7 protein-coding genes are annotated in these 13,192 nt (G+C 68.4%); 4 read left to right on the top strand and 3 right to left on the bottom strand.

Features of this window, described 5'->3' with window-relative positions:
• The first annotated feature begins 3 nt into the window (after nucleotides 1-3).
• Together argH and ACAM54_RS07145 are read left to right on the top strand one after the other, a co-directional pair.
• The gene (argH, locus tag ACAM54_RS07150; protein WP_369650286.1) at nucleotides 4-1,401 is read left to right on the top strand and encodes an argininosuccinate lyase; all 1,398 of its coding nucleotides are present in this window, start codon (nucleotides 4-6) and stop codon (nucleotides 1,399-1,401) included.
• Between the two features lie 131 nt (nucleotides 1,402-1,532).
• A complete protein-coding gene (locus ACAM54_RS07145) occupies nucleotides 1,533-3,011 on the top strand; it encodes a rhomboid family intramembrane serine protease (protein WP_369650285.1) in 1,479 nt (492 codons plus the stop codon).
• Nucleotides 3,012-3,024: 13 nt separating this feature from the next.
• Here the strand turns inward: ACAM54_RS07145 and ACAM54_RS07140 are convergent, their stop codons facing one another.
• Both ACAM54_RS07140 and ACAM54_RS07135 read right to left on the bottom strand, forming a co-directional pair.
• Nucleotides 3,025-4,326: a tol-pal system YbgF family protein gene (locus ACAM54_RS07140; RefSeq protein ID WP_369650284.1), complete on the bottom strand. Its 1,302-nt coding sequence runs from the start codon at nucleotides 4,324-4,326 to the stop codon at nucleotides 3,025-3,027.
• A gap of 17 nt (nucleotides 4,327-4,343) precedes the next feature.
• Nucleotides 4,344-4,880: a hypothetical protein gene (locus ACAM54_RS07135; protein ID WP_145741382.1), complete on the bottom strand. Its 537-nt coding sequence runs from the start codon at nucleotides 4,878-4,880 to the stop codon at nucleotides 4,344-4,346.
• 182 nt (nucleotides 4,881-5,062) lie between these two features.
• On the opposite strand from ACAM54_RS07135, the gene ACAM54_RS07130 reads away from it, so the two are divergent.
• Nucleotides 5,063-5,848, top strand: a complete 786-nt coding sequence (locus ACAM54_RS07130; protein ID WP_209535461.1) for an SGNH/GDSL hydrolase family protein — start codon at nucleotides 5,063-5,065, stop codon at nucleotides 5,846-5,848.
• Between the two features lie 19 nt (nucleotides 5,849-5,867).
• Here ACAM54_RS07130 and opgC read toward each other — a convergent pair whose 3' ends face one another.
• Nucleotides 5,868-7,010 carry an OpgC domain-containing protein gene (gene opgC, locus ACAM54_RS07125; protein ID WP_145741380.1) on the bottom strand — a complete coding sequence of 381 codons (1,143 nt, stop codon included), beginning with the start codon at nucleotides 7,008-7,010 and terminating at the stop codon, nucleotides 5,868-5,870.
• A gap of 152 nt (nucleotides 7,011-7,162) precedes the next feature.
• On the opposite strand from opgC, the gene ACAM54_RS07120 reads away from it, so the two are divergent.
• Entirely contained in the window at nucleotides 7,163-13,192 is a 6,030-nt protein-coding gene (locus ACAM54_RS07120; RefSeq protein ID WP_369650283.1) for an alpha-2-macroglobulin, read from the top strand.

Genomic DNA, 13,192 nt, shown 5'->3' with positions numbered 1-13,192 from the left:
CCCATGACTCAAAACCAACTCGACAAGAAATCCGAAGCCTGGTCGGCCCTGTTCTCCGAACCCATGAGCGACCTCGTGAAGCGCTACACCGCGAGCGTGTTCTTCGACAAGCGCCTGTGGCAGGCCGACATCGAGGGTTCCCTGGCGCATGCCGGCATGCTGGCCGCGCAGGGCATCATCGGCAAGCAGGACCACGCCGAGATCGAGCGTGGGATGGCGCAGATCCGCGCTGAAATCGAATCGGGCGCCTTCGAGTGGAAACTCGACCTGGAAGACGTGCACCTGAACATCGAGGCCCGGCTGACCCAGCTCGTGGGCGACGCCGGCAAGCGCCTGCACACCGGCCGCAGCCGCAACGACCAGGTCGCCACCGACGTGCGCCTGTGGCTGCGCGGCGAGATCGACCTGATTGCCGAACTGCTGGTGGCGCTGCAGGTGTCGCTGGTGGACATCGCCGAGAAGAACATCGAGGTCATCCTGCCCGGCTTCACGCACCTGCAGGTGGCGCAGCCGGTGAGCTTCGGCCACCACATGCTGGCCTACGTCGAAATGTTCAGCCGCGATGCCGAGCGCCTGCAGGACGTGCGCAAGCGCGTCAACCGGCTGCCGCTGGGCGCCGCTGCGCTGGCCGGCACCAGCTACCCGCTCGACCGCGAACTGGTCGCCAAAACGCTTAACATGGACGGCGTGTGCCAGAACAGCCTGGACGCCGTGAGCGACCGCGACTTTGCCATCGAGTTCACCGCCGCCGCGAGCCTGTGCATGGTGCACATCAGCCGCATGAGCGAAGAACTCATTCTCTGGATGAGCCAGAACTTCGGCTTCATCCAGATCGCCGACCGCTTCACGACCGGCTCTTCGATCATGCCGCAGAAGAAGAACCCCGACGTGCCCGAGCTGGCCCGCGGCAAGACCGGCCGCGTGGTCGGCCACCTGATGGCGCTCATCACCTTGATGAAGGGCCAGCCGCTGGCCTACAACAAGGACAACCAGGAAGACAAGGAGCCGCTGTTCGACACCGTCGACACGCTCAAGGACACGCTGCGCATCTTTGCCGAGATGATCGGCGGCATCACCGTGAAGCCCGAGGCCATGGAAGCCGCCGCCCTGCGCGGCTACGCCACCGCCACCGACCTGGCCGACTACCTCGTGAAAAAGGGCCTGCCCTTCCGCGACGCGCACGAAACCGTGGCCCATGCGGTGAAGGCCGCCACCTCGCACAAGGTCGACCTCGCGGAGCTGCCGCTGGCCGTGCTGCAGCAGTTCAACCCGAGCATCGAGAAGGACGTGTACGACGTGCTGAGCCTGCGCGGCTCGCTCAACGCGCGCAACGTCCTCGGCGGTACCGCGCCGACGCAAGTGAAGGCGCAGATCGCGCGCCATCGCGCAAGGTTGGGATGACCCCCCGAAGCGCCTGCGGCGCCTCTCCCCACCGGGGGGCGCACCCTGCGGCCCGGCAAAGCCGGTTCCGTGGGTGCACTGGCATGGCCTGCTCCGCGGCCGTTCGAACCAACTGACATTCAAGGCCGCATTTGTTCTACGCCATCCCGCTCGAGAACCGACCGAGCTGGCGCAATCCGCCGTGGATGACGGTGCTGCTGATCCTCGTGAACATGATCGTGTTCTGGGGACCGCAGCGCAGCGAGGAAAAGGCCGACGAGCGCGCGGCCCACTACTACGTGAACAGCGTGCTGCCCGAGCTGGAGCTGCCGCCTTTCGTGGCGTGGCTAGAAAAGACGGACCCCCAGCGCGGCAAGCCGGCGCGGCGCATGCTGCCGCACGAGGAAGCCCATCCGCAGCTGCTGGACGCTCTGCAGAACGACAGCAAGTTCCTGCACAAGCTGCAGGCCGACGAGGTCATCACGCCCGCGAACCCGCGCTACGCCGAATGGAAGCGCGACCGCCGGCAGTACGAGGCGATGCGGCCTGTGCCGTTCACCACGCGCTGGGCGCAGGACTACACCAAGGACGCGGAGTTCAAGCCCTGGACGTGGGTCACCGCCGCCTTCCTGCACGGCAGCACCGGCCACCTGCTGGGCAACATGCTGTTCCTCTTCCTGTTCGGCTTTTCGGTCGAGCTGGCGCTGGGCCGCGGCACCTACCTGGGCTTCTACATCCTGGGCGCAGCAGGTGCCTCGATGCTGGCCGGCTGGGCCTATGCAGGCAAGGGCAGCTACGGCCTGGGCGCCTCGGGTGCAGTGTCGGCGCTGATGGGCATGTACGCGGTGATGTACCGGCTGCGGCGCATCCGGTTCTTCTACCAGCTGTTCTTCTATTTCAACTACGTCACGGCGCCAGCGCTGCTGCTGCTGCCGGCCTGGATTGCCAACGAGCTGCTGCAGCACGCGGTGGGCGGCCAGGGCATCGCCTACATGGCGCACCTGGGCGGACTCTTGACCGGCGCGGCCCTGATGGCCGGCGCCATGGCGCTCAACAAGGTGAAGACGCCGGAGGCCGTGGTCTCGGAACAATCGAACGGCGATGAGGAATTCAACCGCCACGTGGCCGCGGCACGCCGACTGGGCGCAGCCATGAAGTTCGAGGCGGCCACAGCCGAATGGCGCGCCGCCGCCGCCCTGCGCCCCGGCGACGCCGACACGCTGCGCGCCTGGTTCAACACCGCGCGGCTGCAGCCCGCGAGCGAAGATTTTCACCAGGCTGCGCGCCGCATCTTCCGCCTGCCCGCCACCGACCCCGACACCCTGGCGCTGCAGCACGCCAGCTACACCACCTACCTCGACCAGGCCAAGCCGGGCGCGCGCCTCAAGCCCGACGACATGGCCCGCCTGGCGCGCCGCTTCACGCGCGTGCGCCAGTTCCAGGACGCCGACAAGCTGTGCCGCGTGCTGCTGAAGACCGCGCCCGACCATCCGGAGCTGGCCGACACACTGTCGGTCTGCGCCAACGGCCTGCTGCACGCCGGCGAGCGCGACATGGCTGTCAGCTGGCTGCCGCACCTGCTGCGGATCGCGCCCAACGACATGGTGACGCGCGCCCTCGAGCGCGCCTGACTGCGGCTGAAGATCAGGCCGCGGGCCGCAGCAGCCAGCGCACTTCCTGCGTCTGCTCGCTGTCCGGAAAGCGCGATTCGAGCGTGGCCAGGATCGGTTGCGCCATGTCGGCGCGGCCAAGCCCCTGCACCAGCACCCGGGCCGCCAGTTCGTAGGCCTGCGGAATGGCCGCATGGCCGCGAAAGCGCCGGTCGAAGCCCGACAGCAGCGCGAGCGCCGCGTGCGCGTCGCCATTGCGCCATTCGGCCCTGGCCAGCGTCATCACCGCGGGGGCGTCGTCGAGCACGAAGCTCTTGTCCTTTTCGCGGCAGGCCTTGAAGACCTTGAGCGCTTCGGATGCCAGGTCGCGCCGCAGCAGCAGCGGAATGAAGCGCCGCGCCTGGTCGAGCAGCGTGGACGCCTTCTCGGGCGCGAGCAGCAGCACGCGGTGGTAGCGGCGCTGCGCCGCCAGGTCGTCGGCCGGTGCCACGCGCTGTGCCTCGTAGGCGATGCCAAGTGCGCCGGCCACGTCGCCGTCGGTGATCAGCTGCGCCACTTCGGCATCGGTGCGCTGCGCGGCGATCTGCTCGGGCGTGCGGCGGTCCACCGGCGCGCCGTCGTCCACGCCGCCGCCGGGCAGGAGGTCGATGCCGAAGGCGTCGTGGTGCTGGTACATCACGTAGCCCAGCAGGCTCGACATCACCCAGCCGAAGTAGATGAAGGCGAAATTGGCGATCGGCAGCACGATCAGGCCGTCGATCATCGGCAGCAGCATGCCGATGGCGATCTGCGCGCCCGCGCTCAGCAGGAACAGGAAGAAGCACAGCAGCGCATAGGGCCAGCCGATGATGCGCATCGCATCCATCACGTGGCCGGGGTTCATGGCCTGGAAGAAGCTGCCCGACTGCACCAGCACGATCATCGCGGCCGGAAAGGTGAACGACACCACGAACACCGCGACGGTGCCCAGCACCGGTTCGTACCAGGCCAGCCAGCCGACCAGGGCGCCCTGCACCACCGAAATGGCGAACAGCTTCCAGGGCAGGTTGACCCAGTCTTCATTCAGCTCGCGCGGGAAATCGGCCGAGCGCCAGATGCCGCGCGAACCAAGCGCGGTGACCTTGAAGCCGTAGCGGCTGGCCGCCAGCACGATGCCCAGCTCGATCACGACCAGCGACAGGCCGGGATGCAGAAAAGGAATGGCCTCGAACAGCAGGCTGCAGAACGCGAGCGCCAGGCCATACATCAACGGCCGCAGCTGGAGCGGAAACGCGAAGAAGCTGTTGAGGCGGTGCCAGAAAGGCGGCGGGGGCGGAAGCGATTCCTTGATGAGCATGATGGCGCAGCCTGCGGCTACTTGAAGAAATCGCTCTGGCTCATGGCGCCGCGCCCGCCCAGGCGCACCACCGTGACGTCGTCGCCGCGCACGAGCCGCATCTGGCCCAGTTCGCGCTCCAGACGCTGCGTGAAGCTGCTCTTGAACTGCATGGCCGCCTCGCCCATCTTGAGCACGCTGGTGCCTTCGACAGTGGCGCTCTTGCGGTCGCTCGCCACTTCGATGCTGTCGATGTGGTACTCGTATTCGATGGTGAGGATGCCGCCCATGCGCTCACCCACCGACTCGAACATCTTGAAGGTCTTGCGCGCGGCCTCGCAGGCCTGCTCGCGGTCGCTGGTGGTCTCCTGCGTGCGGCCCATCATGATCGTCTTGCTCTGGATCACGGCCTTCTTGCTGAGCTGCTTGCACAGCTTCTCCGCGTCACGCGAGTAGATGGCGTGCGCCTCGTTCTCGTAGTACTTGCGCACCATGGCCTCGTCGAGCTTGCGCCCGCCGATGAAAAAGTACCACGCGCCCACGCAGAGCGCGACAACGATCGCAATTTGCTTCATTCCCCGCCCGCACGCCGTGCGCCCCGCTCCGATTTTTCGAGGCAGTATACGTTGCGGAATGTTTCTTGAGGGCGCTTCGGGCGGGTCCGGACGGCGTGGCGCAGCCGCATCCGGGCTGGCGCTTCATGCCCCACAATCCGCGGATACGATCCGATCAGCGTTCTGCCTTTCCGATGCCTTCGATGAAAACCGCGCTGGCCGCCGCGCTGCTGCTGACAACCGCACTCGCCTCCCAGGCCCAGAACCACAACGCCGTCCTGCCCTACGAGTCGCTGGACAGCACGGCGGCCGATGCGGCCGCCTCCTCCGAATACCTCGCGGCCAAGGCGCGCTGGCACAACGAGCTGGCCGCCTTCTTCCGGGCCGACCAGCAGCAGTTCCCGGCGCCCGGCGGCGTGGTGTTCGTGGGCAGTTCCACCGTGCGCATGTGGAAGAACCTGGGCCAGGATTTCCGCCAGGTGCCCGGCGCCATCGTCAACCGCGGCTTCGGCGGCTCGACCCTGGCCGACTGCAGCCTGTTCGCGCGCGACCTGGTGGTGCGCTACAGGCCGCGGCAGGTGCTGGTGTATGCCGGCGACAACGACCTGGCCGAAGGCCGCACGCCGCTGCAGGTGCTCGAGAGCTTTGCGCGCTTTGCCAACGCGGTGCGCGCCGAGCTGCCCAATACGCGCATCAGCTTCATCTCGATCAAGCCGAGCCCCTCGCGCGAGCACCTGATGCCGAAGATCCGCGAAACCAACAACGTGATCTCGGCCTACCTCAACCGGCTGCCCGACAGTGAATACATCGACGTCTTCACGCCCATGCTCGGTGCCGATGGCCGTCCGCGGCCGGAATTGTTCAGGAACGACCGGCTGCACATGACCGACGAAGGCTACCGGCTCTGGCAGTCGGTCATCGCGGGGCACCTGCCGGGGGCCGTGGCGGCACCCGTGCCGGTCGCGGCGCCGGCGTCTGCCCTGCCCTGAGCGGCGCTCCGGACCGGCCTCAGGCCCGCGCGGCCTCCGCCGGCACGTCTTCCGCCGGCGGCGGCAGGTCGGCCCCGCGCGTGAAGCGCGCCACCGCGTACATGCCCGCGAACACCGTAAGCAGCAGCAGGCCGTCGCCCCACCAGGGCCGCGCGGTCTGGCTGTCGCCGTAGAAGGCCAGCACCAGCAGCACCGCCACCAGGTGCGCGCAGAATACCGGCAGCGAGGCCGCACCCATGGCCTCGAGCCAGTGCAGGCGCGGAATCCGGCGCATGAGCCCGGGCCCGAAGCGCACCGCCAGGATGCCCAGCGCCACCAGGTTCACGAGGCGCAGCGGCCCGAGCTGCCACTTGTCGAACAGCAGGTTCAGTTCCACGTCGCCGCCGAACGGCGCCTGGCCGTTGATGCCGTGGTGGCGCCACCAGAAGCCGTAGAGCGCAATGGCCAGCGCGGGCATCCACAGCCAGGCCGGAAAGCGCAGCGGCCGCGCGCCGGGGAGGTTGCGGCTGGCGCCGAGGCACAGGCCCGCAAACCACAGGAACTGCCAGGCGTAGCTGTTGAAGGCGCCCATCTCGTGGAACGGAACCGGCAGGCCGAGGTAGTGCACCGCCAGCCCGTAGATCCATTCGCTCAGGTCGAACTGCGCGAGCGCCCACAGGGTGACGCTGGCGGCCATCACCAGCGTCCAGCCGTGGCGCATCGCAAAGGCCAGCACCCACGGGCTCATCAGCATGAAGAAGATGTACATCGGCAGGATGTCGAGCAGCGCGGGCTCGTAGATCAGCAGCAGCCCGAACAGGAACCCGTCGCGCGGCTCGGCCAGGTAGTAGGACACCAGGTTCTTCACCGCCGGCTGGTCGATGTGCAGCCCGAGCGCCGCAATGACGGTGAACAGGAACAGCAGGATCGCCGCCTGGCACAGGTACACCTTGAGCACCCGCCGCCAGAAGGCCTGGCGCATCGGGTCGACGCCGCGCACATAGCCGATGCGGCTGTAGACCAGCCCGGCCACGAAGGCCGACAGCAGCACGAAGCCTTCGGCGGCCGAGACGAAGCCGAAGGGCTGGCCCAGCGGGTCGGTCAGGCGGGTGGGCAGATGGGTGACGGTCATCAGCACGAGCATCAGCCCGCGCAAGGCGTCTATTTCCCAGTAGCGTTTCATCGGTCGGCGGCGAGGTCTTGGTGGCGGTCCGCGCGGCGCACGCACGACAGGGCCGATTGTATGAAGAGCGGCCGAGGCATATGACGTCCGGCACTGCCGGAGCGACATTCAAATCGGCTACGCTGCGCGCTGCTTCCAGGTGGAGAAAAAAATTGAAAAGAACCATTCCAGCGCTGCTTCTGGCCGGCAGCGCATTGTTCGCCGTCCCGGCGCTCGCCCTCCAGATCACCAGCCTGACGCCGCAGGGCGAGGTGGCGCGCGTGCGCCAGGTGGTCGCCAAGTTCGACCAACCCGCCGTCAACTTCGGCGATCCGAAGGCGCCCGCGCCGCTTGCCGTGAGCTGCACCGACGCGCAGGCCGGCAAGGGCACCGGCCGCTGGACCGATGCGAAGGCCTGGGTCTGGGATTTCGAGAACGACCTGCCGCCCGGCGTGCGCTGCACCGTCACCCGGATTCCCGGCTTCAAGTCCGGTTCGGGCGGCGAGCTGACCGGGCCGGAGCGCTACCAATTCAATAGCGGCGGACCGTTCGTGCGCAACTTCATGCCCGGCAGCTATGGCCGGATCGACGAGCAGCAGATGTTCGTGCTCGAGCTCAACGGCGCCGCCACCGTGGAGAGCGTGCGCCAGAACGTCTGGTGCGCGGCCGACGGCATCGGCGAGCGCATTCCCGTGCGGCTGCTCGAAGGCGAGCAGCGCACCGGGCTCTTGAAGGCCTTCGGCCGCGAGAAGGAAGCCGCCAAGGACCCGCTGCGCTTCATTGCACTGCAATGCAACCGCACGCTCACGCCGGGCAGCAAGGTTCAGATCGTCTACGGCAAGGGCGTGGCCACCCCCTCGGGCGTGGCCAACAACGTGGAGCGTCGCCTGAGCTTCCAGGTGCGCGAACCCTTTGCCGTGTCTTTCAGCTGCGAGCGCGAGAACGCGCAGGCCGCCTGCCTGCCGCTGCGGCCGATGCAGCTGCAGTTCAACGCACCGGTCACGCGCAAGATGGCTGGGCAGGTCCAGCTCAAGGGCGGCGGCAAGTCGATCGCCGCCACGCTCGAGAACGACGGCGGCACGCCCAGCGAAGACGACGTGGTCAGCGCCGCGAGCTTCAGCCCGCCATTCGCCGAAGACACCAAGTTCACCATCGAACTGCCCGCCAAGTTCGAAGACGCCTCGGGCCGGCCGCTGGCTTCGCCCGGCAGTTTTCCGCTGAAGGTAGCCACCGGCGCGATGCCGCCGCTGGCCAAGTTCGCGGCCTCGCCCTTCGGCGTGGTCGAGCGGCTGGCCGAACCCGGCACGCCGGCCATGATGCCGGTGACCGTGCGGCGCGTGGAGCCCGCGCTGATGGTGCAGGCGCTGACGCCCGGCAAGGTCAGCGACATGAACCCGAAGACCGACGCCGAGATCATCGCGTGGTTCCGCAAGGTGCGCCGCTACGACGAATACACCGTGAGCCGCGAACAGGCGCGCAAGGACGTGAAGGGCGCACTGCCCGCCGTCATCGAGACCGGCGAACGCACGCGTGTGCAAAGCCGCATGCTGTCCCTGCTCGCGGGCCAGCCGGGCGTGAAGGCGCTCGACATGCCCAAGGCAGAGAGCGGCGATCCGCGCCCGTTCGAGGTCATCGGCATTCCGCTGACGCCGGGCTTCCACGTGCTCGAGATCGCTTCGCAAAAACTCGGCGACGCGCTGCTCGACGAGCGCTACGGCGCCAGCCGCACGATGTACGTGCGCACCACCGCGCTGGCCACCAACCTGGCGGTGCACTTCAAGCTCGGCCGCGAGAACTCGATGGCCTGGGTCACCACGCTCGACAAGGGCAAGGTGGTGCCGAACGCCGAAGTGCGCGTGTCCGACTGCCGCGGCGTTGCCGTCGCATCGGGCACCACCGACGCCAACGGCATCGTCACGCTGGCAGGCATCGCGCCCGACGCGCCCAACTGCAACGGGCCGGACGAATACAACGCGGGTGCCTGGTTCGTCAGCGCCCGCGCCAAGGACGACAAGGGCGTGGAGGACCTGGCCTTCACCTGGAGCGACTGGCAGCGCGGCATCGAGCCCTGGCGCTTCAACGTGCCCACCAGCCTGCAGGCCGAGCCCGACCGCGTGGCCCACACCATCTTCGACCGCACCCTGCTGCGCGCCGGCGAGACGGTGTCGATGAAGCACCTGATCCGCACCCAGACCAGCAAGGGCTTCGGCCTGCCCGAGAACCGGCCCGACACGCTGGTCGTCACCCACACCGGCAGCGGCCAGCGCTTCACGCAGCCGCTGGCCTGGCGCAAGACGCCGACCGGCGGCCTGAGCGCGGAGAATACCTTTGCCATTCCGCCGGCCGCCAAGCTCGGCGTGTACGAAGTGATGCTGCGCAGCGGCAAGGGCAAGGACGCCAACAGCGGCGGCTCTGAAGAAGAAGGCGACGACGGCGGCTACGGCCGCAGCTTCTCCACCGGCCAGTTCCGCGTAGAAGAATTCCGCCTGCCCGTGCTCGAGGGCCGCATCGCGCCCACCGACAAGAAGCCGCTGGTGAGCGTGGCCTCGGTGCCCACCGACGTGCAGATCAACTACGTGGCCGGCGGCGGCGCCGCCAACCTGCCGGTGCGCGTGTCGGCGATGGTGCGCGGCAAGAGCCTGAGCTTTGCCGACCACGAGGCCTTCAGCTTCACCCCGCCGCGCGCGCAGGCCGAGAGCTCGCAAGCGCCCGCCGCGGCGGCCGCCGACACCGCAGGCGCCGAGGAAGACATCAACAGCGCCAGCGACACCCGCGTGATCGCCGACAAGCTGCCGCTCACGCTCAACAAGGACGGCGCCGGCAAGGTCACGATCGACAAGGTGCCCAAGGTCAAGGCCGCGCGCGAGCTGCTGCTGGAAGCCACCTATGCCGACCCGAACGGCGAGGTTCAGACCATCCGCAGCACGCAGACGCTGTGGCCCGCCTCGGTGATTGCCGGCATCAAGACCGAAGGCTGGGTCTCGACCAGCCAGAAGCTCAAGTACCAGGCGCTCGCGCTCGACCTCTCGGGCAAGCCGCAGGCCGGCGTCACGCTCAACGTGCGCGCCGTCGCGCGCATCACCACCACCAGCCGCAAGCGCATGGTGGGCGGCTTCTACACCTACGACAACAAGACCGAGACCAAGGACATCGGCACCGTCTGCAGCGGCAAGAGCGATGCGCGCGGCCTGCTGCTGTGCGAGTCCGAGCTCAAGGAAGCCGGCGAGGTCGAGCTGGTGGCCAGCGCCACCGACAGCGAAGGCCGCGACAGCCGCGCCGCCAGCTCGGTGTACGTGACCAAGCAGGGCGAACTCTGGTTCGGCGGCGAGGACAACGACCGCATCGACGTGCTGCCCGAGAAGAAGAGCTACCAGCCCGGCGAGGTTGCCAAGTTCCAGGTGAGGAGCCCCTTCCGCTTTGCCACCGCTCTGGTGTCGGTGGAACGCGAGGGCATCATCGAGACCCATGTGGTGCAGCTCGACGGCAAGGACCCGACCGTGAGCCTGCAGGTCAAGCCCGAATGGGGGCCAAATGCCTACGTGAGCGTGCTCGCGCTGCGCGGGCGGCTGCGCGAGGTGCCGTGGTACAGCTTCTTCACCTGGGGCTTCAAGGCACCGCGCGAGTGGTGGACCGCGTTCTGGTACGAAGGCAAGGAATACGTCGCGCCCACCGCGATGGTCGACCTCAGCAAGCCCGCCTACCGCCTGGGCATGGCCGAGATCCGCGTCGGCACGCGCGCACACCAGATCGACGTGACCGTCACCAGCGACAAGCCCAGCTACCCGGTGCGCAGCAAGGCGCAGATCACCATCTCCGCCAAGCTGCCCGACGGCAGGCCCGCGGCCGGCGCCGAAGTGGCGCTGGCCGCGGTCGACCAGGCGCTGTTGGAGCTGATGCCCAACGACAGCTGGAACCTGCTCAACGCGATGCTGCAGCGGCGCAGCTGGGGCGTCTCCACCTCCACCGCCCAGATGGAGATCGTCGGCCGGCGCCACTACGGGCGCAAGGCCGTGCCCGCGGGCGGCGGCGGCGGCAAGGGCCAGACGCGCGAGCTGCTCGACACCCTGCTGCTGTGGAACCCGAAGGTGGTGCTCGACGCCAACGGCCAGGCCGTGGTGACGGTGCCGCTCAACGACGCGCTCACCACCTTCAGGATCGTGGCCGTGGCCGATTCGGGCACCAGCCTGTTCGGCACCGGCCAGGCCAGCATCCAGGCCACGCAGGACCTGCAGATCATCAGCGGGCTGCCGCCGCTGGTGCGCGAGGACGACCAGTTCCACGCCCAGATCACCTTGCGCAACACCACGCAGAAGCCGATGAAGGTGGAGGCCGCGCCGCGCGCCACGCTGCTCACGCTGGAGCCGCAGACGGTGGACATCCCGGCCGGCGAGGCGCGTGAAGTGGCCTGGACCGTGACCGCGCCCGCGCAGCTCGCGCAGACGCGCGCCGAAGCCATCCTGTGGGAGATCGAGGCCAAGGACACCCTCGGCGGCGCACGCGATGCGCTCAAGGTGCGCCAGCGCATCATCCCGTCGGTGCCGCTCACGGTGCAGCAGGCCACGCTGGTGCAGCTCGACGGGCCATTCACCATCGACGTGGCGCCGCCTGCCGATGCCCTGCCCGGCCGCGGCGGCCTGAAGCTCGCATTGCAGCCCAGGCTGGCCGAGGGCCTGCCGGGCGTGCGCGACTGGTTCGCCAACTACCCGTTCATCTGCCTCGAACAGAAGACCAGCAAGTCGGTCGGCCTGCGCGACGCGAAGATGTGGCAGGGCGTGCTGGCCCAGCTGCCGACCTACCTCGACAGCGACGGCCTGGCCAGCTACTTTCCGCCGCGCGACGGCGAATCGAACCGCGGCAGCGACATCCTCACCTCGTACCTGCTGGCGGCCACCCACGAGGCGGCGGCGCTGAACCCCGCCTTCGCGCTGCCCGACGCGGCGCGCGCGCCGATGGAGTCGGGCCTCATCGCCTTCGTCGAAGGCCGCATCCAGCGCGAGTTCTGGAGCCCGCGCAAGGACCTGGACGTGCGCAAGCTCGCCGCGCTCGAGGCCCTGTCGCGCTACGGCACGGCCAAGGGCAGCATGCTCGGCAGCATCACCATCGCGCCCAACCAGTGGCCCACCAGCGCCGTGATCGACTGGCTCAACATCCTGAAGCGCGTGCCGGACGTGCCGCAGCGCCAGCAGCGGCTCGATGAAGCCAGCAACGTGCTCAAGGCGCGCCTGTCCTACCAGGGCACCAAGCTGGTCTTCAGCACCGAGCAGGACGACTACTGGTGGTGGCTCATGACCAACGGCGACGTCAACACCGCGCGCCTCCTGCTCAGCGTGATGGACGATCCGGCCTGGAAGGACGACATCGGAAAACTCGCCAACGGCTTCATCGGCCGCCAGCAGAACGGCGCCTGGCATACCACCACCGCCAACCTGTGGGGCGGACTGGCGCTCGAGAAGTTCTCCAAGGTGTTCGAAAGCACGCCGGTGGCCGGCGTCACGGCCGCCACGCTCGGCGCCGTGAAGGCCCAGGTCGACTGGCGCAGCGTCGAGCGCGTGAAGACCACCGACGCGGCCGGCGCGCCCAACCAGAGCACCTTCTTCGGCGCGCCCGCGTCGCCGGGCAACCTGAAGAACAACACCATGTTCCTGCCCTGGGCCGCATCGCCTGCCGGCGCGCCGGTGCGCGACACCCTGCTGGTCACCCAGCAAGGCAGCGGCAAGCCGTGGCTCACGATGCAGTCGATTGCCGCGGTGCAGTTGAAGGCGCCGTTTGCTGCCGGCTACGCCATCAAGAAGACCATCACGCCGGTCGAGCAGGCCACCGCGGGCAAGTACACGCGCGGCGACGTGCTGCGCGTGACCGTCGAGGTGAATGCCAGCACCGACATGACCTGGGTCGTGGTGAGCGACCCGATCCCGGGCGGCGCCACCATCCTCGGCACGGGCCTGGGCCGCGACTCGCAGATCGCCACGCAGGGCGAGCGCAAGTCGGGCGCGGGCTGGCTGGCTTTCGAGGAGCGCAGCTTCGAGGCCTTCCGCAGCTACTACGAGTACCTGCCCAAGGGCGTCGTGAAGATCGAATACACCGTGCGCCTCAACAACGTCGGCGACTTCGCGCTGCCGCCGAGCCGTGTCGAAGCCATGTACGCGCCCGAGATGTTCGGCGAGACGCCGAATGCGCGCGTGAAGGTGGAGGCGGCGAAGTAA

The organism is Variovorax sp. V93 (genome assembly GCF_041154485.1).
Classification (GTDB): Bacteria; Pseudomonadota; Gammaproteobacteria; order Burkholderiales; family Burkholderiaceae_C; genus Variovorax; species Variovorax beijingensis_A.
The sequence above is the reverse complement of the archived record's forward strand: the minus strand, read 5'-3'. Positions and strand labels throughout refer to the sequence as shown.